23 protein-coding genes are annotated in these 23,541 nt (G+C 53.0%); 13 read left to right on the top strand and 10 right to left on the bottom strand.

Translation table 11 applies throughout. The features are described 5' to 3' along the window. Positions 1-33: 33 nt before the first annotated feature. The 8 genes from IB286_RS13540 to IB286_RS13505 all read right to left on the bottom strand — a co-directional run bounded on the left by IB286_RS13540 (position 34) and on the right by IB286_RS13505 (position 7,923). Positions 34-2,325 carry a TonB-dependent receptor gene (locus IB286_RS13540; RefSeq protein ID WP_190766473.1) on the bottom strand — a complete coding sequence of 764 codons (2,292 nt, stop codon included), beginning with the start codon at positions 2,323-2,325 and terminating at the stop codon, positions 34-36. 3 nt (positions 2,326-2,328) lie between these two features. Continuing rightward, positions 2,329-3,168 carry a TonB family protein gene (locus tag IB286_RS13535; RefSeq protein ID WP_190766471.1) on the bottom strand — a complete coding sequence of 280 codons (840 nt, stop codon included), beginning with the start codon at positions 3,166-3,168 and terminating at the stop codon, positions 2,329-2,331. Then, positions 3,165-3,572 (bottom strand): ExbD/TolR family protein, encoded by a 408-nt coding sequence (locus IB286_RS13530; RefSeq protein WP_190766469.1) that lies wholly within the window; start codon positions 3,570-3,572, stop codon positions 3,165-3,167. The genes IB286_RS13535 and IB286_RS13530 overlap by 4 nt, the downstream gene beginning before the upstream one ends. A gap of 10 nt (positions 3,573-3,582) precedes the next feature. Next, positions 3,583-3,996 (bottom strand): ExbD/TolR family protein, encoded by a 414-nt coding sequence (locus IB286_RS13525; protein WP_190766467.1) that lies wholly within the window; start codon positions 3,994-3,996, stop codon positions 3,583-3,585. Beyond that, complete coding sequence (locus tag IB286_RS13520; RefSeq protein WP_190766465.1) at positions 3,993-4,652, bottom strand: MotA/TolQ/ExbB proton channel family protein; 660 nt, start codon at positions 4,650-4,652, stop codon at positions 3,993-3,995. The genes IB286_RS13525 and IB286_RS13520 overlap by 4 nt, the downstream gene beginning before the upstream one ends. 324 nt (positions 4,653-4,976) lie before the next feature. Beyond that, the gene (erpA, locus tag IB286_RS13515) at positions 4,977-5,330 is read right to left on the bottom strand and encodes an iron-sulfur cluster insertion protein ErpA (protein ID WP_190766463.1); all 354 of its coding nucleotides are present in this window, start codon (positions 5,328-5,330) and stop codon (positions 4,977-4,979) included. A gap of 73 nt (positions 5,331-5,403) precedes the next feature. Further along, positions 5,404-6,444 carry an N-acetyl-gamma-glutamyl-phosphate reductase gene (gene argC, locus IB286_RS13510; protein WP_317889767.1) on the bottom strand — a complete coding sequence of 347 codons (1,041 nt, stop codon included), beginning with the start codon at positions 6,442-6,444 and terminating at the stop codon, positions 5,404-5,406. A gap of 18 nt (positions 6,445-6,462) precedes the next feature. Beyond that, the gene (locus IB286_RS13505; protein WP_223826405.1) at positions 6,463-7,923 is read right to left on the bottom strand and encodes a chloride channel protein; all 1,461 of its coding nucleotides are present in this window, start codon (positions 7,921-7,923) and stop codon (positions 6,463-6,465) included. A gap of 114 nt (positions 7,924-8,037) precedes the next feature. Here IB286_RS13505 and hemJ point away from each other — a divergent pair, with 114 nt between their 5' ends. From hemJ to IB286_RS13480, 5 genes are all read left to right on the top strand, one after another. Continuing rightward, positions 8,038-8,457 (top strand): protoporphyrinogen oxidase HemJ, encoded by a 420-nt coding sequence (gene hemJ / locus IB286_RS13500; protein WP_190766458.1) that lies wholly within the window; start codon positions 8,038-8,040, stop codon positions 8,455-8,457. A gap of 19 nt (positions 8,458-8,476) precedes the next feature. Next, positions 8,477-9,763 carry a glutamate-1-semialdehyde 2,1-aminomutase gene (gene hemL, locus IB286_RS13495; protein WP_190766456.1) on the top strand — a complete coding sequence of 429 codons (1,287 nt, stop codon included), beginning with the start codon at positions 8,477-8,479 and terminating at the stop codon, positions 9,761-9,763. 5 nt (positions 9,764-9,768) lie between these two features. Continuing rightward, the gene (gene hemB, locus IB286_RS13490) at positions 9,769-10,779 is read left to right on the top strand and encodes a porphobilinogen synthase (RefSeq protein ID WP_190766454.1); all 1,011 of its coding nucleotides are present in this window, start codon (positions 9,769-9,771) and stop codon (positions 10,777-10,779) included. A 215-nt stretch (positions 10,780-10,994) separates the two neighbouring features. After that, on the top strand, positions 10,995-11,732 hold the full coding sequence (locus IB286_RS13485) for a TIGR04219 family outer membrane beta-barrel protein (protein WP_190766452.1): 738 nt from the start codon (positions 10,995-10,997) through the stop codon (positions 11,730-11,732). A gap of 70 nt (positions 11,733-11,802) precedes the next feature. Beyond that, the gene (locus IB286_RS13480) at positions 11,803-12,438 is read left to right on the top strand and encodes a hypothetical protein (RefSeq protein ID WP_190766450.1); all 636 of its coding nucleotides are present in this window, start codon (positions 11,803-11,805) and stop codon (positions 12,436-12,438) included. Here the strand turns inward: IB286_RS13480 and IB286_RS13475 are convergent. Together IB286_RS13475 and IB286_RS13470 are read right to left on the bottom strand one after the other, a co-directional pair. Continuing rightward, positions 12,394-13,011, bottom strand: a complete 618-nt coding sequence (locus tag IB286_RS13475; protein WP_223826404.1) for an NUDIX hydrolase — start codon at positions 13,009-13,011, stop codon at positions 12,394-12,396. The two genes, IB286_RS13480 and IB286_RS13475, sit on opposite strands and share 45 nt — an antisense overlap. A 9-nt stretch (positions 13,012-13,020) precedes the next feature. Further along, on the bottom strand, positions 13,021-14,175 hold the full coding sequence (locus IB286_RS13470) for a pyridoxal phosphate-dependent aminotransferase (RefSeq protein WP_190766448.1): 1,155 nt from the start codon (positions 14,173-14,175) through the stop codon (positions 13,021-13,023). A 245-nt stretch (positions 14,176-14,420) separates the two neighbouring features. On the opposite strand from IB286_RS13470, the gene dksA reads away from it, so the two are divergent. From dksA to IB286_RS13430, 8 genes are all read left to right on the top strand, one after another. Beyond that, positions 14,421-14,858 (top strand): RNA polymerase-binding protein DksA, encoded by a 438-nt coding sequence (gene dksA, locus IB286_RS13465; RefSeq protein ID WP_190766446.1) that lies wholly within the window; start codon positions 14,421-14,423, stop codon positions 14,856-14,858. Between the two features lie 65 nt (positions 14,859-14,923). Further along, complete coding sequence (gluQRS, locus tag IB286_RS13460) at positions 14,924-15,790, top strand: tRNA glutamyl-Q(34) synthetase GluQRS (protein ID WP_190766444.1); 867 nt, start codon at positions 14,924-14,926, stop codon at positions 15,788-15,790. A 37-nt stretch (positions 15,791-15,827) separates the two neighbouring features. Beyond that, complete coding sequence (locus IB286_RS13455) at positions 15,828-16,010, top strand: hypothetical protein (protein WP_190766443.1); 183 nt, start codon at positions 15,828-15,830, stop codon at positions 16,008-16,010. After that, positions 16,000-18,987: an ATP-binding protein gene (locus IB286_RS13450; RefSeq protein ID WP_190766441.1), complete on the top strand. Its 2,988-nt coding sequence runs from the start codon at positions 16,000-16,002 to the stop codon at positions 18,985-18,987. Before IB286_RS13455 ends, IB286_RS13450 begins: the two co-directional genes overlap by 11 nt. A gap of 61 nt (positions 18,988-19,048) precedes the next feature. Then, positions 19,049-20,488: a sigma-54-dependent transcriptional regulator gene (locus tag IB286_RS13445; RefSeq protein WP_190766439.1), complete on the top strand. Its 1,440-nt coding sequence runs from the start codon at positions 19,049-19,051 to the stop codon at positions 20,486-20,488. A 460-nt stretch (positions 20,489-20,948) separates the two neighbouring features. Continuing rightward, a complete protein-coding gene (gene pcnB / locus IB286_RS13440) occupies positions 20,949-22,331 on the top strand; it encodes a polynucleotide adenylyltransferase PcnB (RefSeq protein WP_190766437.1) in 1,383 nt (460 codons plus the stop codon). Continuing rightward, positions 22,328-22,819, top strand: a complete 492-nt coding sequence (gene folK / locus IB286_RS13435; RefSeq protein ID WP_190766435.1) for a 2-amino-4-hydroxy-6-hydroxymethyldihydropteridine diphosphokinase — start codon at positions 22,328-22,330, stop codon at positions 22,817-22,819. The genes pcnB and folK overlap by 4 nt, the downstream gene beginning before the upstream one ends. An 11-nt stretch (positions 22,820-22,830) precedes the next feature. Then, positions 22,831-23,517, top strand: a complete 687-nt coding sequence (locus IB286_RS13430) for a deoxynucleoside kinase (protein WP_190766433.1) — start codon at positions 22,831-22,833, stop codon at positions 23,515-23,517. Positions 23,518-23,541 lie beyond the last annotated feature (24 nt).

Below are 23,541 nucleotides of genomic sequence, written 5' to 3'. Positions count from 1 at the left end.
TGAAGCAGGCCCGCAGTTTTCAAGCTAAGCGAATTAGAATTCGTAGCTAACTGTTAACTGCGCATTACGGTGATCACCAATATAGGCAAAGCTGCCACTGCGATAAGCGGTGAGATAGTAATCCTCATTACTCACATTGCCGATATTCAGGCGAAAGTCTAGTTGCTCATTCACCCGGTAGCTGGCAAACAGATCATAGACGGTATAGCTGGGCACGCTGCGATCTTCACTGGCGGCGGAATCAGGCTGACCGACATAGACTTCACTGGCATAGGTTGCACTACCCCCAAAAGAAATCGCATCCGTCAGTTGATAACGCAACTGTAGGTAGGCGCTCTTATCCGCGAAATTAGCCAAGGTTTTCCCTTCATCCGCAGGATCAACACTTTCCAGAATTTTGGCATTCATCACCGAAGCGCCAAACAGCGTACTAAGACGTTTGGTGATATTACCCGCCAAGGAAACCTCCACGCCCTCTACCTGATTTTTGCCTGTGTTTAAGGTACCTACAGTGCTGTAGTCCGCACCTTCCATCACATCATCTTTCGTGATTTGGAAAACCGCCGCAGTAGCCAGTAATTTATCGTCGAACAACTCCCACTTAGCACCCAGTTCGATATTTTCAGTTTGCTCAGGTTTGCTCTGATCGATAATACTGGAGTCACCACAGAGACCACCGTAACCACAGTTACCGCCCACATCGGACTCACCGCCATTAATATTAGAGGCGGTACTGTAGGCCGCGTAGATATTGGCTTCGTCGTTAATCTTATAGACCACACCCACATGACCATTCCAAAGATCATCGGAGTAGCTAAATTCGCTAATAGTGCCGCGATTATTCACCACGTTGCTGTAGTCGAAGCTGTCGATACGCACACCGAAGAAGGTGCTCCAGGTATCGTTCAGCTCAATGGTATCCATAACCGCTAGCGACCAAGTGTCGATTTGATAATCGGAATCCTGATCGCCTTTGGTGATCTGGCGCCCCATCAACGAACCGATATTTTCGATCGTGTTGCCGTTGGGATCGACAATACAATAGCTCGGACTCGCACCGCCGCGCCCCGACACCACACAGTTTGTTGCGCCAGTATTGGTCACGTTATAAACACCATTTACCACATCGTGCTGGGTATATTCAGCGGACACCACAAACTGGTGCTGCTTGCCGCCGAGCTCGACATCCCAAAATAGGTTGGACTGATTGGCGAGGTAATCCACCTCTTGCCAGCCTTGGTGGGTACTCAAGCTAATGGTCTCGGCGCCGGGGGCATCGGGATCAGTCGCATCGCGGTTGGTGCCGCGCGCCCCGGTCACCACATAGCCATTCTCAGTGCCGCCTACGCGGGTGCTGTTTTCTAAGCGCAAGCCTTCACCAAACTGATAGCCAAAGCGCAGCGTAAACGCATTCACTTCTGAATCGATAAAATCCTCGTCTTGAACGTAGACCGGAATATTGTCGTTAGGCTTGCCATCGCTGCCGATATACGAACCCATATCCCAACCGTCTGAGGCATCCAGATAATACACATCGGCCTTGATATCCAATTTATCAGTCGCCTGATGACTTACCGACGCCGCAAGACCTTTGCGTTCGCGATAGGCGGGATCGCGCTCAGGCACATCTTCTTCGGTGTGCAACAGGTTCACACGCACGGCAGTGCTGTCACTAATCGCTACATTGCTATCAAGGGTTAGACGGTGATGATTATCTGTGCCCAGCGCCGCTTTGACTTTATTGAAATCGTATTCGGTGCTGGCCTGCTTGGTAATGCTGTTAACCGCGCCGCCGGTTGAACCGCGACCGGCAAAAGTCGCACTTGGGCCCTTGGTAATTTCCACCTGCTCAACAGCAAAACTCTCCCGCGTGGTCATACCGGGGTCGCGCAAGCCATCAACAAACACATCGCTACGCGCCTCATGGCCACGGATAACATAGCGATCACCAAAGGCATTACCATTCTCGCCGGTACCCAAGGTAATACCCGGCTGCGCCGCCAACACCTCTTTAAGATCCGCTTTACCCGACTCTTCCATCTGGGTTTGAGTCAACACGGTCATTGTTACCGGCGTATCGGCTAACTCTTTAACTCGACGACGATCACCAGAAATCCGCGCTTTATAAGGCGCGCCGGGCTCGGCATAGGGATTGGTATCAACGGTGCGTTCCTCTACCTGCAAGGTATCGAGCACAATCGGCTCATCATCCTGAGCGAGGGCGTGACCTGCCAACATCAAGCCGGGAATACTCATTGCTAACGCGCTTTGCTGAAAGACCGGCTTGCGCAAACTCGGGCGCATTGTTTTACGTTTGTTATACATCTTTTACTCCATAGAAGATCGATTGGTGATTAAGGAATATTCAACCGGGATCACGAGACTCAAGTGCTCGCGTTTCATACTCTCGGGAATGGGTGGCATGGGGGCAGCGGCAATCAGCATTTGCATGGCCGCGGCATCGAGAGCCGGATGGCCCGAGCTACCGTGCACACGCATCTGACTAACGCTGCCATCCCGCGCAATGTGGAACTGCAATTTGACGATGCCTTCCAACTTCTGTTTTTTGGCATCAACGGGATAACGCTTGTGTTGATTCAGCCACGCCATCAACACACTGAAATAATCTTTGGCATTGCCAATTTTGCCGCCCGCAAAACGCTCAGCAGCAGAACCTGTTGCTCGAACAGAAGACTGACTTGATAAAGGCTGATTTGACGACCGTTGATTTGATGAGACGGCTTCTTGGATTTCGCTTACCGACTCACCCGCAATATCAGAGTCCGGCTTTTCTTGTGTTTCTAAATCAGACTTCTCCGGGGACTGATAAAAATCAGCCGCCACAGAAGATTCAACAGGCTTTACTTGCGCAAGCGCTTTTGCTGGTTTAACCGGCTTTGTTGGCTCTTCTAGTTTTTTTTCTACGGTTTTTTGCTCAACAGGCTTTTCTTCAACAGGGCTCGGCTCAGTGTTCTTCACTTTTTCTGCACTCTGCTGCGCATCAATATAAGATCCCGCCAAGCCAAGACCGATTTCAAAACCCTGCTCGCCCATGCCCTGCGCCGCACCCGATGGCATCGCGCTATCTGCCAGCAAAAACCAGCCAGCCAAGGCATGTAGCGAACAAGCCATTGTCACCACCAACGGCCAAACCCAACGCCGCATCATGATTCTGCACCTTGACGGGAATAGAGCTTGATGGAGGAAACCCCGCTCTCACGCAGCACAGCCAATACTTCATCCAAGGCGGCAGCCTTAAGATTTTTATCAACTTGTAAGGCGACGACTCGGTGCTGATTTTCAGGCAAAGCTAATTCGCGCTGTAACAAGGCCGAATCCATTACCAAACCGGCAACAAATAACCGACCCGAGGTATCCACCTGCACGGTAAATGCGCGCTTTGGCAACTCTCCTTTTTTCTGCGATTCAGGAAGAGCAATACCCGCCTCCAACGGCGAGTGCATTTGCCCGGCCACCATAAAAAAGATCAATAACAAAAAGACAATATTGATTAGCGGTATCAAATTATCGTCACCGGCATTTCTAGCCCGGACACTGCGCAACTGACTCACTTATTGCTCCTCAGTGCGCCGCACTTTGCCCAAGACTGACCGCAGAAATACCAAGCGCATCGAGTTCACCCAAGGCGTTCATAATGGACTGAACTGACATCTCGCTATCAGGCACTAACACCAAAGTGCGCGCGTCTAACTCAGAGGAATTAAGATCGCTAACAACCTCATTCAACTCACCTAAGGCTCCCTGCTCGCCATCGCGAAACAAAGCGAAGTGCCCCGCTTTAAACATCAGCAGGAACAGTGGCGCAGAGGAATCTGACACTGTTTCACCACCAATTTGGGATTGCAGGGTATGCGCCTGCCAGCGGCTAAAGCTGCTGGTCAGCATAAAGAACATCAACAAAATAAAGACCACGTCGATCAGGGCCGTAAGCCCAATGGAGCGTGCTTTTCTGCGGGAGATAAGTGCAGAATTCACGGTGCTTCTCTACGCGCTTTTGCCAACAAGGGTTGCAGCGCCGGCAACATTGCCAGCACACGCTCAACGTCATTTTGAATCGCCTCAGACTCACGCTCGACCCGACGATCCAACCAGCTATGCGCCAATGAAACCGGAATCGCGACCACCAGCCCCATCGCCGTGGTCAGCAAAGCCTGCCAAATACCGCCGGACAAAATAGCTGGATTGACCTGCTCGCCCGCCGCCTCCATCGCACGAAAGGCCTCGATCATGCCGAGCACCGTGCCCAGCAAACCAAGCAACGGCGCCAATGTCGCAATCACCTCCAACACCCGCAAATGACTGGATAACTCGCCAACCTGCGCCCGCGCACGGCGAAAACTCTCATCGCGATACTGACTGGCATCCAGCCCCGTCAGACTCAACGCCTGCAAGGTTTCAGAAATCGCATGGGAACGTGGATTGCGATCACCGCGCACCAGCAATAGAGCTTCGTTGGTATGGCGCTCTTGCAACAGAGCAAAGGCTTTATCGGTTTGACTAGAGGCAAGTTTGAAGTGAAACCAAAGTTGCCAGATTTTGAACAAGACCACGCTGAGCCCGGTTACCGAAAACGCCAACAGCGCCCACACAACCGGACCTCCACCCACGACATATTGCTGAACCAGCGCCATTGAACCACTCCGCCAAATATTTAATGCGAATCATTATCATTATATTAATCATTTATTCAATAGCTGAATGAAAAAATAATTTGGAGGAAATAATTGCGTGGAAAAACTTATTCAAAGGAAGAAGTTGTGCGGCCACAGAAATTTCGAGGGTTGAAAATAGGAGACACAACAATGGCTATGCAGGTATGAAAATGCAGAAAGGAGCGGAAAATGCAGGATCGCGATCGCGTAGATCTAGAAATAACAAAACACCGCCATCCAAAATGGAAGGCGGCAGTAATGATGCGATTGGATTTTTATCCGCCTAAACGGCGGAAGGGAAATTTAGATCGAGAAGGAGGAGCCGCAACCACACGTGGTTTCAGCATTAGGGTTGCTTACCACAAAGCGCGAGCCCTCAAGACCCTCAACGTAATCGACTTCAGCGCCGTCGATATACTGGTAGCTCAGTGAATCAACCAGAACGGTAACACCGTCTTTCTCAACCAAGGTGTCGTCTTCTTCCGCCAACTCATCAAAGGTGAAACCGTACTGGAAACCCGAGCAACCGCCGCCGGTAACAAATACCCGCAACTTAAGATCGTCGTTGGCTTCATCTTCAATCAAACTTTTTACTTTATTTACCGCGCGCTCGGTGAGTTGAACCACCGATGGAGTAAACGATTCTACTGCTGACATAATGACCTCTTTCGGCCTACCAAAAAGGGCGGGCCTGTGAAAATTATCCGAGGGTGACTGAATTCAGTCAAGCTCAAGGCAATAGGGAGATTCCATTAAGCCCTGCGCTTTCCTCCAAGCCGAACATTAAATTCATATTCTGAATTGCCTGCCCAGAAGCGCCTTTCACCAGATTATCAATGGCTGAAAGCACCACAACCGTGTTTCTGTTCTGCGGGCGATGCAGCGCAATACGGCACATATTGCCACCGCGAACCGTGCGCGTTTGCGGGGTGCTACCTAATGGCATCACATCCACAAAGGGCGAATCGGCATAGCGTTTTTCAAACAGGAATTGCAGCTCATCCAGCCCGACCGCCGGATCACGAATCTCAGAAAACAGGGTCGCGTGAATACCGCGCACCTGTGGCAATAAATGCGGCGTAAAGGTCAGCGCCACATCACTGCCCGCCGCCTCGGAAAGCTCCTGTTCGATTTCTGGCAAATGGCGATGCCCAGATACGCCATAGGCCTTAAAACTGTCAGAAATTTCAGTGAAAAGATTGTCGACCTTAGCTTGGCGACCAGCACCGCTTACGCCGGAAGCCGCACTGGCAATCAAGCGTGAGGTATCAATTAATTTCTCTTCAATCAGCGGCAGAAAACCCAGCTGAATTGAAGTCGGGTAACAACCGGGGCAAGCAATCAAACGCGCATCTTTAATTTGATCCGCTTTCTTTTCCGGTAAACCGTAAACAGCCTCGGCTAACAACTCAGGACAGAGGTGCTCTTCGTGATACCACTCAGACCAGAGCTTAGCGTCGCGAATACGGAAATCTGCCGAGAGGTCAATAATGCGCGTATTTGCCGCCAGCAACTCCGGCACCATTTTCATGGCGACATTGTGTGGGGTCGCGAAAAACACCACATCGCAAGCAGCCAGCTCACTCACATCAGGCACAGTAAACTTCAGGTCGGTATAACCACGCAGGCTGGGGAACAGCTCATCAACGCCAACGCCCGCCTCAGCGCGCGAGGTAATCATCGCCACTTCTGCATTAGGGTGACCCGCGATCAGGCGCAGCAACTCGGCACCGGTATAGCCCGTTCCACCTACAATCCCAACTTTCAGCACTGACATTCTCCTATCGCTTCAGCTTTTTTCCGCACCCGCCGCATTTTCTGCGGGAGGATTTTCCGGTTCTGGTTTTTTCAGTAAATGACTCCAGCCCCGCACCAGATCTTGGGCCAGCACATGATAAACCGGCTGCGGCATCACCAATTTGGATACCACCGTTGCCGTGAGAGCGCTCACCATTAAGGCCGGCAGTATATCGTGATTGTTACCCGTCAGCTCGAGAACAATCACAAAGGCCGTCACCGGGCGTTGCACCACGCCGGCAAAGTAGCTCGCCATGCCAACCAAAATCAACGATACCGGCGACACGCCCGGAATCATGCTGGACATCGCGCCACCAAGCTCAGCACCGACGCCCAGACTGGGCGAGAAAATCCCGCCGGGGATACCACTAAAATACGTTAACAGTGTTGCCGCAATTTTTCCGAAAGCGACCAACCAACTGCCCTCGGCCTCGCCAGCCAGCAGCGCACGCGCCTCGACATAACCACTACCCATGGTACTGCCGCCACTGAGAATCCCCATAGTCGCCAGTAGCAAACCCACAACCAACGCCACTTTAAGTGGATGTTTGCCCAGCAAGCTAGACATTGCTCGGCTGCCTTCAACCAGAAAGAAACTAAATAGGCCGCCCATTAATCCGCACAATACACTTACGGCCACAATTGCCGGGTAGGCAAAGATAGAAACCGGGCTGACATCGGGCACCCCAAAATAGCTGTAATGCCCGGCGAACATCAGCACCACAATACCCGAAAGAATAATGGCCAGAATCAGCGTACCGGTGGTGCGCGCCTCCATCGACTGCTGCAATTCCTCGATGGCAAAAACAATCCCAGCCAGCGGCGCATTAAATGCCGCCGACACCCCCGCCGCGCCACCGGCAACAATCAAGCTGGTTTCCACCTGTTTTTGCTTGAGCTTGGCCCAGCAACCCAGCTTATACATCAGCGCCGCACCCACGTGCACACTCGGCCCTTCACGCCCCAGCGTCGCCCCAGCCAATAGCGCTCCACAGGTTAAAAATACTTTTAGCACCGCCACTCGCAGAGACAAAAACGGCTCCCGCAGCCAGTGATAGGTCTGCTTATGCACCAGTAGCACTTGCGGAATACCGCTGCCCTTAGAGGCCTTGCCAAAACGGTTCATCAACCAGGCAATCGCCATTAAGCCAAGCGGCGTAATAATTAAAAACAGATAAGGATTGTGGGCAAAAATTTCCTGCGTAACGCCATAGCTTTCTTCAGACAGCCAAGCAAAGCCCTGAATCACAACGCCGACCAATAGCGCCCCCAACCAGAATACCGCGCGGGTTTTCCAGTCTTCCCAGGTACCTAGGCGGCGGCGATTATTGCGGCGATTAAGTAGCCACCACAGCCTGAGCCGACGCTGTGCCAATCTGCGTTTTTTTGCTGCCATGTGAATATCGCCCAAGGGGCGGGAGAGTAATAAAAGAAACAAGCGACGCGGCGCCATTGCTATCATCCAAGCATCTGGCACAGACATATTGTATGCTAGGCGCGCTCACAGCCCAAGCCAGCGGCGGCGGCAGAGCGAGACTTTGCGATATTTTTACACTCTGGAAACACAATGCTCTGGCTAAAAGCCTTTCACATCATTGCCATTGTTTGTTGGTTTGCCGGCATTTTTTACTTGCCGCGATTATTTGTCTATCACGCTATGACGGAAGACGAGCAAACCCAAAACACCCTCGCGATTATGGAGCGCAAGCTTTATCGTTTTATCACGCCGTTTATGGTGCTCACCATTGCCTTCGGCGTAGCGATGATTCTGCAAAGCCCCGACTATTATTTGCACGCCAAATGGCTGGGCCTCAAACTTTTATTTGTCATCGCCCTGGTGGCATACCATTTTTACTGCGGGGTTTTGGTCAAGCGTTTTGCCAATCGGCAAAATTTGCGCGGCCATGTTTTTTACCGCTGGTTTAATGAAGCGCCAGTACTGGCCCTATTCGCCATCGTATTGCTGGCCGTTTTAAAACCTTTTTAGCTCGATTGGATTTTTGCTAATGACCACTTCAGAACAGTGCTTTGAACAAGCTCAAAAACATATTCCCGGCGGCGTAAACAGCCCGGTCCGCGCCTTTAAAGCTGTGGGCGGCAGCCCGCGCTTTATCGACCGCGCCGAAGGCCCCTATATTTTTGATGTGGAAGGCAAACGCTATATTGATTACGTGTTGTCGTGGGGGCCCATGTTGCTAGGCCATGCCCACCCCTCTGTGATAGAAGCGGTAACTCAGCAGGTACAAAAAGGCCTGTCTTTTGGCGCCCCCACTGAAATTGAAACCCGAATGGCCGACCGCCTGTGCGAGATCATGCCCGGCATGGATATGGTGCGTATGGTGAACTCCGGCACCGAAGCCACCATGAGCGCCATCCGCTTGGCCAGAGGATTCACCGGACGCGACAAAATCATCAAATTTGAAGGCTGCTACCACGGCCACTCCGACTCCCTGCTGATTAAAGCCGGTTCCGGCGCGCTGACCTTCGGCGTACCAAGCTCACCCGGCGTCCCTGCCTCACTGGCCGAACACACGCTAACGCTGACCTACAACGATCCCGCCGGCGTGGAAGCGGCCTTTGCCGAATTCGGCGAACAAATTGCCTGCATCATTGTTGAACCCGTTGCCGGCAATATGAACTGCGTGCCACCGCTGCCGGGTTTTCTGGAATGTTTGCGCAAATGCTGCGACCAATACGGCAGCGTGTTAATTATTGATGAAGTGATGACCGGCTTTCGCCTCGGCCTAACCGGCGCTCAGGGTTACTACGGCGTCACCGCTGATCTCACATGCTTGGGCAAGGTGATTGGCGGCGGCATGCCAGTGGCGGCCTTTGGCGGGCGCCGCGACATTATGCAGGCGCTGGCACCCAGCGGCCCGGTATATCAGGCCGGCACCTTGTCGGGTAATCCCGCCGCGATGGCCGCTGGCCTTGCTATGTTGGAACAAATATCCCAGCCCGGTTTTTACGACAAGCCCTTCGCCATGACCACCCAACTGGTGCAAGGCTTGCGCGAACGCGCCGATGCCGCAGGCATTCCCATGACCAGCAATCACGTTGGCACCATGTTCGGCCTGTTCTTCACCGAAGAAACACAAATCAGCAATTACCAACAAGTGATGGCCTGCAATATCGAACGCTTTAATCGCTTCTTCCACGGCATGTTGGAAGGCGGCGTTTATTTAGCGCCGGCCTCATACGAAGCGGGATTTTTGTCCGCCGCTCATTCACTTAAAGATATTGAAGACACCCTCGCTGTTGCCGAGCAGGTGTTCGCCACACTGAAGGATTAATCACTATGGGCAAATCACTGCACCGCGGCCCCTTTCCCTCCACCCGGATGCGCCGTATGCGCGCCTCGGAATTTAGCCGTCGCCTGATGCGTGAAAACACGCTTACAGTGGATGATTTGATCTACCCGATGTTTGTTCATGAAGGCAGCAATAGCCGCGAGGCCGTTGGCTCCATGCCCGGCATTGAACGGCTGAGCCTCGACCTGCTGGCGGAAGAAGCCAAATTGTTGGCCAAGCTCGGCGTACCGGCTATTGCCCTGTTCCCCGTGGTTGGCGATGCCCGCAAATCCCTGCTCGCTGAGGAAGCCTACAATCCAGACAACCTCTGTCACCGCGCGATTAAAACCATTAAAGATGCCGCACCAGAAATGGGCGTGATTACCGATGTCGCCCTTGACCCCTACACCACCCACGGCCAAGACGGCATTATTGACGACAGCGGCTATGTGCTAAATGACCTGACCGTTGAAACCTTAAGCCGCCAAGCGCTGGCACAGGCGCAAGCCGGTGCAGATGTGGTCGCGCCCTCCGATATGATGGATGGTCGCATCGGTGCCGTGCGCGAAATTCTTGAAGACAACGGCCAGCCCAATACACGTATTCTGGCCTACTCTGCCAAATATGCCTCTAGCTATTACGGCCCCTTCCGCGATGCTGTCGGCTCGGCCGGCAACCTAGGCAAGGGCAATAAACACAGCTATCAAATGGATCCCGCCAATAGCGACGAAGCCCTGCACGAATGCGCGCTGGATCTAGAAGAGGGCGCCGATATGATTATGGTTAAGCCCGGCATGCCCTATCTGGATATTATTCGCCGGGTCAAAGACGAGCTGGCTGTGCCGACTTACGCCTATCAAGTCAGCGGTGAATACGCCATGCACTGCGCCGCCTTTCAAAATGGCTGGCTGGATCGCGAAAGTGTGATGCTGGAATCATTGCTGGCATTTAAACGTGCCGGCGCCGACGGCATCCTGACCTACTTCGCGAAAGATGTGGCGCTTTTACTTAATCAATAAAAAGTTTAACAAGTAAAAGGCTTACTAAAACGGAACACTACGACTCAGTATTTTGCGACAGACCGCATAATAAAAGTCCAAACTAATACCGAATAGCAGCATCACCAAGCAGCATCGTATTTACCCGGTAATATTTTGGCTTTAAGGTAGGACGGTTCTTTGGGCAGAGCGACGCCGCATTGCCCCACAACAACAAACATCAAAGGGGAAACTCAATGCATAAGAAACTGATCGCACTGTGTGTTGCTGGTCTGGCCGCGTCTGCAACCCAAGCGGATATTGTTGGCGCCACTGCCGGTGTTCAACACTGGAACCAATCTTGGGATGGCTTTGTGCAATCTAGCAGCAGTGCCAATGACCGAATCGACGTTAATGATGATCTGAAATACGACGAAGAAACAGGAATCAGCTATTACGTTGCGTTAGAGCACCCCATCCCTGTCCTGCCAAATCTGCGAATTCAACGCACAGAAATTGAAGTATCTGAACGCGGCACGGTGAATGCCACTTTCGACAATCAACCTTTTGCAAGTGATGTCGATTCAACTACCGACCTGACTCACACTGATTTCACCATGTATTACGAATTACTCGATAACTGGGTGAACCTCGACGTAGGCTTAAGCGTGCGTCTTTTTGATGGCGAAATCACAATCAAAGACACAAGCGGCTCCCAAGAAGGCTCTGTTGACGTAGACGTTCCTGTGCCCATGCTTTATGCCAATGCCCGTTTTGATCTGCCTTTCTCGGGCTTTTACGCGCAGGCCGTGGGCAATATGCTGAGCGTTGGCGATAACAGCATTACCGATATGTCTGTGGGTATTGGCTTTGAAGCCACCATTTTCTCGCTGGAAGCAGGCTACCGCAGCTTCGATCTGAAGTTAGAAGATGATGAAGACGAAGCTGACCTGACCATTGACGGTCTGTATGTCGGCGTAAATATCGACATCTAAGTCGAGCCGTCGAATAAAGCGCGGTGCTTGCCGCGCTTTTTAATTCCCCTCATTTTCTGACCAAGCCACCGTGCGTAAACGCTTTTCCATCCCCGCGCTGCTATTACTGATATTTGCTTCAGGCAATACCTTCGCCTGCGACTGCCTATGGCAGGGGCCATTCAAAAGCGCGCTTGAGGATGCCGACCTAGTGGTTCGCGGCACTATCAGCCAGCGCCGAGGCAATAGCACCGATCTGATAATCGCCCAAATTTTAAAGGGCAAAGAGTATCGCCAAGATATTCGGCTCTGGGGTAAATATGCCGACGAATGCCGCCCAGAATTAAGCGATTTTACTCCCGGTACTGAATGGGTATTGGCACTGAATCGTATCGACAATCCGCCCGACACCGGCTTTGATCCCTTCCGCGCCAATATCAGTTTTGGTCGACAAGACGACTACAGCCTGTCCAGTTGCCGAGTAAGCTGGCTGCCGGTGAATGAAAATCGGGTTTCAGGAAATATCGTCAGCGCACCGCGATGGCAATATCTGGATATCAAGAAAACGCCGGTCATTTGGTCGCTATTTGAGGGCTGGTTCTCTGGCGAGATTAGCGATGACACCCTTGCCGAAGCCGCGCGACCACAAAGTGAAGCGCGCCAGCTACTCAATAATACCCGGCTATTTCTCTGGGAGCGTGATCGGGAAAGCGGCGACAGCGATTAACTCATCCAGCATACCTAGAGACATACCCCAAATTCGACGCTCGCCATAAAAATAACAAGGCAGCGTGTATTTCGCCAAACCCTTCTGCCACACCATCGATTCGCGCTGCCGATAATCACAGAGAAAATCAAACGGCACCCATACGGTTTCCGCCACCTCGTGGTTAAAATCGATACTGACCGGCAAATGCAGCCGATAGACATAGGGCGTAACAATCATCACCCGCTTGCGGGAATGCCGCCGAGCAATAATATCCGATAGGCGCCCAATACAGTGGCCCGCCTTATCCAGATCAATACCCACTTCTTCCAGTGTTTCTCGCTCTGCAGTGATACGACCATTGCCCCGATCGTCAGGATCCATTCGCCCGCCCGGAAACGCCATTTGCCCAGACCAGGGATCGCCCTCCCGCTCGGCACGGCGAATCATAAGCACTTCAAGCTGATGATTATGCTCACGAATAATCAGCGCCACCGCCGAGCGGGAAGTCCAACGCCGCCACCAACGGCGAACTGGTTTCGCCGCCTTTAAGCGCTGCATCAACTCATGAATACGATGGGATGATGATTCCAAAACTTCTCCTTAACCGTAAATGGCCTGTAGACGACGCACCGCTTCCTCAAGCCGATCCATACCCGTGGTATAAGCAAATCGCACATGTTCATCTGAGCGGAACTGACCAAAGTCCGCACCGGGGGTAATCGCCAAACCGTGTTCTTCCAGCATATTGAAACAGAACTCGCGACTGCTCATACCGAAACGCTCAATACCCGCATAAAGATAAAGCGCACCGGCGGGAAGATTGGGAATACAAAACCCCAAGTCCGTTAATGCGGGGTAAAGAAAATCCCGACGCCGGGCAAACTCATCACGGCGCGCATCTAAAATTGCACGGCACTCCGGACTAAACGCCTCCAACGCGCCGTATTGCCCCATGGTCGACATGGAAATAAACAGATTCTGAGCCAAACGCTCGAGCGCTGGAATCGCGTTTTCCGGAGCCACCAACCAGCCCAATCGCCAACCGGTCATACCGAAGTATTTTGAAAAACTATTAATGACAAACGCCTGATCGGTAATCGAGAGGATGCTAGGCGCCTCCACCCCATAATTCAGGCCGTGATAAATCTCATCAACAATCAGATAGCCACTGCGCTCAGCGCATAACTCATAGAGCCCTTTAAGCTGCTCAGCGGTCAAAATTTCCCCGGTGGGGTTCGCCGGCGAAGCCACCAGCGCGCCCTTGGTATTGGCCTGCCAGTGCTTGGCCGCCAATTCCGGTGTGAGTTGATAGCGATCTTCTGGCCCTACTGGCACAAGCTGCCCGCGCCCTTCGACCAAACGCAGAAAATTGCGATTGCAGGGATACCCGGGATCGGTCATCAACATGCCATCACCGGGTTCAATCAATAGCGCCGACAATAGCAGTAGCGCACCCGAGGCACCCGGCGTCACCATAATACGCTCGGCAGGCACATCCAGCCCGTAGTCAGTGCGGTAAAACTCGGAAATGGCCCGCCGCAGCTCGGGAATACCCGCCGCCTGACTGTAATACGTATCGCCTCTTTCCATGGCGGCACGCGCCCCAGCGACAATCGGCTCGGCGGTCGCAAAATCTGGCTCGCCCGCCTCCATGTGCACAATATCTCGCCCCGCCGCCGCCAACTCCTTGGCACGGGTCAGCACCTCCACCACGCGGAATGGCTCAATATCCGCAACGCGACTGGCAAATGACATGGCTGTCTCCACAAATTCAGGTTTAAATCCGGCGTTCGCACCGGATCAAATCGCGCGCTAGTGTAGCAGCCCGATGATTGCCGCTGGTATACGCGATTTAGCCTGCACTCTCGACTAGCGGCACGCTCAGGATAAGTAGCGCTGGCGCAGGCGGGGCTTATCTGGTAGTTTTCCCGCTTTAGCGGCACAGCACCTATACTTAGAAGGACGTTGTCGCTCTGCGTGTAAGGATAAGAGGGCCAAGTATGCCTGCGAAACAAAAAGCTCCAGAGAACTTAAAAGGTTTCACCCCGTACAAAGCGAAAAAGGGTGAAGCGTATATGAATGACGCCCAGAAAGACCACTTTCGGCAAATTCTGCTCAACTGGAAATCCGAGTTGATGGAAGAAGTGGATCGCACCGTAACTCATATGAAGGACGAAGCGGCCAATTTCCCAGACCCAGCAGACCGGGCAACTCAGGAAGAGGAGTTCAGCCTTGAACTGCGCACCCGCGACCGCGAGCGCAAGCTGATTAAGAAAATCGACTCCACTATCGACCTGATTGATGAAGACGATTACGGCTACTGCGATACCTGCGGCGTTGAAATCGGCATCCAGCGTTTGGAAGCTCGCCCCACTGCCACCCTGTGTATCGATTGCAAAACTCTGGACGAAATCAAAGAGCGCCAAGAACGCGGCTGATTTCCAGGCTGTAACACCACGCGCTCCTACCGGGCCGGCATTGGCTGGCCCACTATTCCGATTCCATGTCTGAACAGACACACTATATTGGCCGATTCGCACCGTCGCCGACTGGCCCCCTTCACCTCGGTTCACTGTGCACTGCGGTCGCTAGCTATTTGGATGCTCGCGCCAACCAAGGAAAATGGTTGTTGCGCATTGAGAATATGGACCCGCCCCGCGAGCAAGTCGGCGCCGACCAACTGATTATTGAAGCACTGCAATGCCACGACCTGAACTGGGACGGTGACATACTGTGGCAAAGCACCCGCCACGACGCCTACCAAAGTGCATTGCAAACCCTGCTCGATCAGCAGCAGGCGTTTTACTGTAGCTGCTCCCGCCGCCAACTTGCCGATCAGCAAGGCATTCATCTTGGCGACTGCATTGCCAAGCTGGATAAGAATGATGCCGCCGTTCGCCTACGTGCGCCTGCTACAAATTCTATCTGGCAAGATCGCCTACAGGGAGAAATCCATTTAGATGCCAGCACTATTGGCGATGTGGTACTCAAACGCCGCGACGGTTTGTACGCCTATCAGCTTGCGGTCGTAGTCGATGACATTTTTCAGGGAGTGACCCATGTGGTGCGCGGCATCGATTTATTGGAATCGACACCGCCACAACAATGGTTGTTTGAGCATCTTGGCGCGGCAGCTCCCAGCTATTTACACCTGCCTATCTTAGTCACGCCCGAGGGCGATAAGCTGAGTAAACAGGGGCACGCCCCGGCAATTGATAACCACAGCCCAGAGCAAAATCTGCGGCAAGTTTTAGGCTATCTCGGCCAAGCCCCGGCACCGGCCGGAGCGAGCTGCAGGGAAATTCTCGACTGGGGAATTGCCCACTGGGATAGCGGAAAAATCACCAGAAGCACCAAGATTACTGTATAAAAAGATTTCTTTATTCGGCGCTAAGCACGACTTCACTATGCGTACCCATTCCACCTTACTTTTTATTCTATTTATGCTGGCCATTCTCGAGCCCGGCATTGGCAATTGGCTGTTCGAAGAAAGCAACCGCAGCTGGTATCGCTTTCATATTTTATGGGGTCTGCTGATTCTCTTTATTTTCTTTAACAGCCTGCGCCAACGGAAAGAGAATGAACTTTAATAGCGCCACTCTGCTATTCATCACCATCGCCTACCTGTTTTTTCTATTTTGGGTAGCCAACGCCGCTGAGAAAAAGCTGATTCCGGAACGGATTGTTTCCCACCCGTTCATCTATGTGTTGGCGCTTGGGGTGTACGCCTCGGGCTTTGCCTATTTCGGCATTACCGGGCTGGCCGCGCAATACGGTATTGGTTATCTCAATTATTATCTGGGCATCTGCGCGGTATTTTTTCTCACCCCGGTGCTGATCCGGCCGCTCTATCATGTTTGCAAAACCTACCGTTTAAGCTCCATCGCCGACTTGCTTAGCTTCCGTTATCGCAGTCAGGCGGTCGGTGGCATTGCCTCCATTATCATGGCGCTGGCCATGCTGCCGTTGATCGCCATTCAAATTGAAGTGGTTGCAGAATCCGCCTCGTTTTTATTCACCCGCACACTGGAGCACGGCGAGCGATTTTATCTCCACGGCATCGCCGGCCTTTTATTTTGCATCTTGATCGCGATTTCCACCGTGATGTTCGGCTCGCGCACCCTCAATGCCCGCGATAGTCACCGAGGGTTAATTGCCGCACTCGCTTTTGAATCTGTGATCAAACTCATCGCCCTATTGGTGATCGGCGCTGTTGCTAGCTACGCCATTTTCGGCAGCTGGGACAGCTTTCGCGAACAGTTCCTCGACGCCCCCCAATCCCAACTTCCCAAACAGGCCGATCAAAACTCCCTGCGGATTATGTTCATCAGCTTCTTTGGTATGGCACTGGCCCTACCGAGCGCCTTTCAACTCCTCTATGCGGAAGAGTCCGGCTATAAAAAACTACGCATAGCCAGCTGGGGCCTACCGCTGTTTTTGCTCGCCATGAGCTTACCGATTGCTCCCCTGCTCTGGGCGGCCCGCAGCACCGGCTTTGAAGGCGGCGACTATGCCGTGCTGCACATCACTCAATACCTCAACAGCGATGCACTGGCCTTAATTGTCTTTCTGGGCGGTCTTTCTGCGGCCAGCGGCACGATTATGGTCAGCACGCTGTCACTGGCGTCTATGACTCTGACCCACCTGTTTCTGCCCTTGCTGTCATTTAGAAAACAGCGCGATGATGTGTATAACTGGCTGCTCCGCGCCCGGCAAACCTTAATTGTCTTGTCTATTTTTGCGGGCTTTGTTTTGTATCTGCTGCTGCCACACCAGCATCAGCTCAGTACCTTGATGCTGCTCACCACCTCCGGTTGCGCACAACTCGGCCCCGCGATTATCGGTGTGCTGTACTGGCCAACCGCCAACCGGCGCGGTGCCATCTACGGCATGATTACCGGCGGCTCAATCTGGCTGCTTTGGCTGCTTATTCCCAGCTTGGGATTCGAGCTATTTCCCCGGCCCGAGCTCCCCATGTTTAGAGCGCTATACAATGACGCCAATTGGGTACAAGTAACCTCCTTCGCCTTGGTCGCCAATAGCTTGGTTTTTGCTCTCACCTCGCTATTCACCAAAACCTCCCGCGAGGAAAAAGCCGCTGCCGCCACCTGTAATATCGACGACCTTAACCGCCCCGGTCGCAGCCGCCTCAACTTGAGCAATGCCCGCGAAATGGGTGAACGTCTGAGCGAGCATCTCGGCCACGCGGTCGCTTCTCAAGAGCTGGGACGCGCCCTTACAGAACTCAATCTACTCGCTGATGAAAACCGGCCCTACGCCTTACGACGATTGCGCGATCAGATTGAAGTGAATCTCTCCGGCCTGATGGGGCCCTCAATCGCTCGGCGCATCATTGATAACAGCTTGCCCTACACGGCCGGACTGATTGGCGATGGCGAAGACATCACCCTGATCGAAACCCGGCTGGAAACCTATCAAGCCAACCTCACAGGTCTGGCTGCCGACCTCGACAGCCTGCGCCGCTATCACCGAGAGACGCTCGAACAGCTCCCCATTGGGGTTTGTTCGCTGGGTTCAGATCAGGAAATTCTGCTGTGGAATAAGACCATGTCCGCCATAAGCGGAGTCGCCAGCCATCAGGTCTTGGGCTCATCCATGCTGGATTTACCCGATGCCTGGGCAAACTGCCTGCTGACCTTTGGTTCTTGCAGCGATGTGCACTGGAGCCGTCATGAATTGAATACGCCGGCGGGTAAACTTTGGCTCAATCTGCATAAAACCGAATCCCAAATTCAGGGCCGCGACGAACTGATTATTGTGGTGGAAGACATCACCGATACTCAGCTCTTAGAAAGCGAACTGACCCACCAAGAACGACTGGCCTCAATTGGTCGGCTAGCAGCGGGCGTCGCCCATGAAATCGGCAACCCGGTCACCGGCATCGCCTGCCTAGCGCAGAATTTGCGCTATGAATCAGATAATCCCGATACCCTCGAAAGCGCCGAACAAATTGTTAAGCAAACCCAGCGTATTACCAGCATCGTACAGAGCTTGGTCAATTTTGCTCATACCGGTAGCAACCACCACGCGCCGGGGCAGGGCAGTGCCAATGTTCAACACTGCGCAGAAGAGGCGATACAGCTACTCAGCCTCGACCGCGAAGCCAAACATATTCAATTTGAAAATCGCTGCGACCCACAATATTGCGTGCAAGCCGACACCCAGCGGCTAGTTCAGGTGTTCGTCAACCTGCTCTCCAATGCTCGCGATGCCAGCCCCAACGGCAGCGTGGTAACGATTGCGGCCGAGCTTGCCGAACACAGCGAAGCTCACCTGCAAATCACCGTTACCGATCAGGGCGAAGGAATAGACCAAAGCCTGCAAGATCGCCTATTCGAACCTTTTTTCACCACCAAAGAACCGGGCAAGGGCACCGGCCTTGGACTGGCGCTGGTGTACAGCATTGTCAAAGATTTTAGCGGCACCATTACTATCGAGAGCCCTCTGACTCCCGCCTCCCCAACGCTTGAGCCACCTCACGGCACGCGGGTGTGGATACTGTTACCATTGGCAACAGACACCAATGGTGACACACTAGAAGGCTGACACTACGGCACAGATAGGTAACAACGCCTCATAATAAAGGGGCTTACCTGAGGAATTCGGCATGCCACAAATACTGATAGTTGAAGACGAAGACGTCATTCGCCACGCCCTGCAGAAACTGTTAGAGCGCAATGGTTACGAGGTCAGCCTCGCTAATTCGGTGGACGACGCCTGCCAGCACCACGAGCTGGATCAGTTCGACCTCATCATCAGTGATCTGCGCCTGCCCGGCGCCCCCGGCACCGACCTGATTAGCAAGACCGAACGCCCCGTGCTGATTATGACCAGCTACGCCAGCCTGAAATCTGCGGTCGATTCAATGAAAATGGGCGCGATCGACTACATCGCCAAACCCTTCGACCACGACGAAATGCTGGAATCTGTGGCCTATATATTGGAAAACAATCCGCGCGACGAGCAGCAGCTTCCTTCGTCACCACGCCATATCAGCGGCACTAGCCACTTTGGCATGATCGGCAACTGCAAACCCATGCAGACCCTCTACCAGCATATCAGCCGCACCGCCCCCACCGATGCCACGGTATTGATTCACGGCGAAACCGGTACCGGTAAAGAACTGGTTGCTCGCGCCATTCACGCGCAGAGCCAGCGCGCCGGCAAACAGATCATCTGCGTAAACTGCGCCGCCATTCCAGAAACCCTGATTGAATCCGAGCTGTTCGGCTATGAAAAAGGCGCGTTTACTGGCGCCAATGCCAATCGCATCGGCCTGATTGAAGCCGCCGATGGCGGCACCCTGTTTTTGGATGAAATTGGCGAATTACCACTGGAAGCGCAGGCGCGACTACTGCGCTTTATTCAGGAAGATGAAATCCGCCGTATCGGCTCCGTCGATTCTTACAAGGTTGATGTGCGCCTGATTTGCGCAACCCACCGCGATCTCAAAGACATGGCCCATAACGGTAAATTCCGGGAAGACCTTTATTACCGGATCAATGTTATGAAACTGGAGCTACCCCCACTGCGCGATCGCGGACGCGATATTCTGGAAATTGCCGAAAGCTTCCTAAAGCAACGCAGCGAAGCCATGGGACGCGGCCCCTTGCACTTCAGCCCTAAAGCCATTCAAGCGATCACCACCTATGTTTGGCCCGGCAATATCCGCGAATTGGAAAACGCCGTAGAACGCGCGGTGATTCTCTGTGATGGCGACGAGATCGATAACGAGCTACTGGATATCGACCTTGAACTGGTAGATATCAGCCAAATTCGTGGCCGCCCGCCTGAATCGGCCAGCGAGCGCCGCCGCAGCACCCAAAACAGCGAGCGCCGCAGTGGCCGTACCCGTGGTCTCGACCCGGTTGAAGACCTGTCATTGGAAGACTATTTCCAGCGCTTTGTACTGGAGCACCAAGACTCCATGAGCGAGACCGAATTGGCGCAAAAACTGGGGGTCAGCCGCAAATGCCTATGGGAGCGCCGCCAGCGCTTGGGCATTCCGCGCAAAAAATCCAATCGCACTGCCGGGGCACGCAGCTAAGCACTTGTCCCGGCGATATACGCGTTACCCTTTTCCCATCTACGTAACAAAGCCCGTTTATATAGGTAACAATACACATTACTGTAACGCGTAAAATTTGGCGAAAAAATATTTATCTCATTGATAAATAAGGAATTTTAAAAACTGGCACAGCAAATGCTTTTATACGCCGCAAAAGAACAATAAATACGATAATAAAAATAACAAACGAAGAAACAATAAAAATAATAGCGATAGCAAAGAGACCTGGGTGGGGAAGATTATCTTCCCCTTATTCGTTTCTGGAGCCCTGAAAATTCTTCTTCTTAAATTCCACCGCTAAAACTGGCAGCCTAATTTATTTACCTCTTTCAGACTCTACTCACTTCTCAAAAGTTCCTAATTTCTTGTTCAATAAACCTCATTCTGCGTCCTGTGCTAGAATGCGGCGGTTTATAACTACCTAATCGACGCCTTATTAATGACCACCAGCGCAAGCGGCAGCCTCTGGCACAAAATCACTTCGCGATTTTCGCGCCAAGGCGCGACCAGTAGTGGCCCCCGCAAAATTCCCCGCGATCAGCACGGCATCTCCCGCAAGCAAATCAGCGACAGCGCACTAAAAGTCATCTCAAGACTCAATAGCGCGGGATACGAAGCCTATCTGGTCGGCGGCGGCGTGCGCGATATTTTGCTGGAAGGCCAACCCAAAGACTTTGATATTGCCACCAGCGCCACCCCCGAAGAAGTGCGCCGCCAATTCCGCAATAGCCGCATTATTGGCCGCCGCTTCAAGATCGTTCACGTGCGCTTTGGCCACGAGGTGATCGAAGTCACCACCTTCCGCGCCCACCACGAACAACAAGATGCCGCGCCCTCTAAAAATGCGGCGGCTCGCAATGCCTCCGGCATGTTGCTGCGCGATAATGTGTTTGGCGATATCGATGACGATGCGGCCCGCCGCGACCTGACCATCAATGCGCTGTATTACAGCAGTAAAGATTTCTGCGTTTACGACTTTGTCGGCGGCGTTGAGGATTTGAAAAACCGCGTTATTCGCGTGATTGGCAACCCGGAAACCCGCTACCGCGAAGATCCCGTGCGCATGTTGCGGGTTGTGCGCTTCGCAGCCAAGCTGAACTTTGACATTGAGCCCGGCACCGAAGCTCCGCTCAAAAAACTGGCGCCGTTGCTGCAAGATATTGCCCCGGCGCGCATGTTTGACGAAGTGATTAAATTGCTGATGAATGGCCGTGGTCTGCAAACCTACGCCCTGCTCAGACGCTACGATCTATTTAATCCGCTGTTTCCTGCAACCCAGAAACTGCTGGATCAAAATCTTCCCAACGCTGAAAATTTCATACAGCAAGGCTTGGCCAATACTGATGCACGCATTGCCGAAGACAAACCGGTAACACCGGCCTTCCTCTATGCAATCCTGCTATGGCCCGCAGTGAAAGAATTACTCGCCCAATTAATTGCCGAAGGCGAACCTGAGATTCCCGCCCTGCACCAAGCCGCCGAGCGGGTATTGCACCGCCAGCAACAAAGCATTGCCATTCCCAAACGCTTCTCGCTACCCATGCGCGATATCTGGGAATTGCAGCTACGGCTGAATCGCCGCCAAGGTAAGCGCGCCGAACAACTGCTGGAGCACCGCTATTTCCGCGCTGGATTCGATTTTCTACTCTTGCGCGAACAAGTCGGTGAAGTTGAAGCCGGCCTTGGCCAGTGGTGGCAAGCGTTTCAAGAATCTCACCCAGACGCCCGCAACGCCATGGCGCGCCACATCCGCCAACCCAGCAACAACGACAAACGCCGCCCCCGCCGCCGGCGTCGTGGCCCGCGTCCGCAAAACTCATGACCCGTTGTTTTATTGGACTTGGCAGTAATCTGGAAAATCCCCGCCAGCAAATAACGGCGGCCATCGCCGCGCTGGCCACCCTGCCCCACACCCAGCTTTCAGCCCAGTCTCAGCTTTACGGCTCTAAAGCTATTGGCCCCGGCCTGCAGGGTGATTATGTTAACGCCGTCGCCGAACTGCACACCGAGCTCGACGCCCTCGGCCTGCTCTCAGAGTTACAAAAACTGGAAGCCCAGTTTGGTCGGCAACGCCTGATCCACTGGGGGCCGCGCACACTGGATCTCGACTTATTACTCTTTGGCGAAGAACACCGGGAAACACCGGAGCTTAGTCTTCCCCATCCCCGTATGTGGGAGCGCGACTTTGTGCTTTTTCCTCTCGGGGAACTCGCGCCCGAGCTTTTGACAGCCCGCGGACTTGACCATTACACCGATTCCGGCAACATGAACACTCAACAGCTCTGGCTGCTAGACACACCTATTAGCTAAAAAAAAGACGCATGATTAGAGAACGACTGGTCAACAAACCCATTATTAATGAAGAAAACCCGCCGCGCTTTATCGCGATTGAGGGTCCTATTGGCGTGGGCAAAACCACATTGACCCGCAAACTGGCCGAGCGGCTAAACTTTGGCTTGCTGCTCGAGCAGGCAGAAGACAACCCCTTTCTGCCCAGCTTTTACGCCAATCAACGCCATGCAGCGCTATCCACCCAGCTATTCTTTTTACTGCAACGCGCCCAGCAACTTAACGAGCTGACCGAAGACGATCTGTTCAATCGCACCACCATCGCCGACTTTCTGTTCCAAAAAGATCCGCTGTTTGCCCGCGCCACCCTAGATAAAGACGAGCTGGAGCTGTACAACAAAGTCTATGAAAAACTGGAGGTGGATATGCCCACCCCGGATTTAGTCATCTACCTGCAAGCCCCAATTAAAGTATTAAAAGACCGTATTCAACAGCGCGGTATCAAGCACGAACGCCATATTGATCTGGACTACCTCGAACGCATCAATGCCGCGTATACCGAGTTTTTTCTGGACTACACCGAGGCGCCACTGCTGATCATCAACGCCACCGAAATTGATTTCGCAAATAATGACTCGCATTTCGAACAATTACTGCAGTATCTGCTGGAAATTAATGGCGGCCGCCATTACTTTAATCCCTCTTTTTCCATCGTCTAAACTTCATCAGCTATCCGCACCATT

The sequence above is a fragment of the Spongiibacter pelagi genome, from assembly GCF_014705705.1.
GTDB lineage: Bacteria > Pseudomonadota > Gammaproteobacteria > Pseudomonadales > Spongiibacteraceae > Spongiibacter > Spongiibacter pelagi.
Note: the sequence above shows the minus strand (reverse complement) of the source record. Positions and strands in the feature narration are given on the sequence as shown.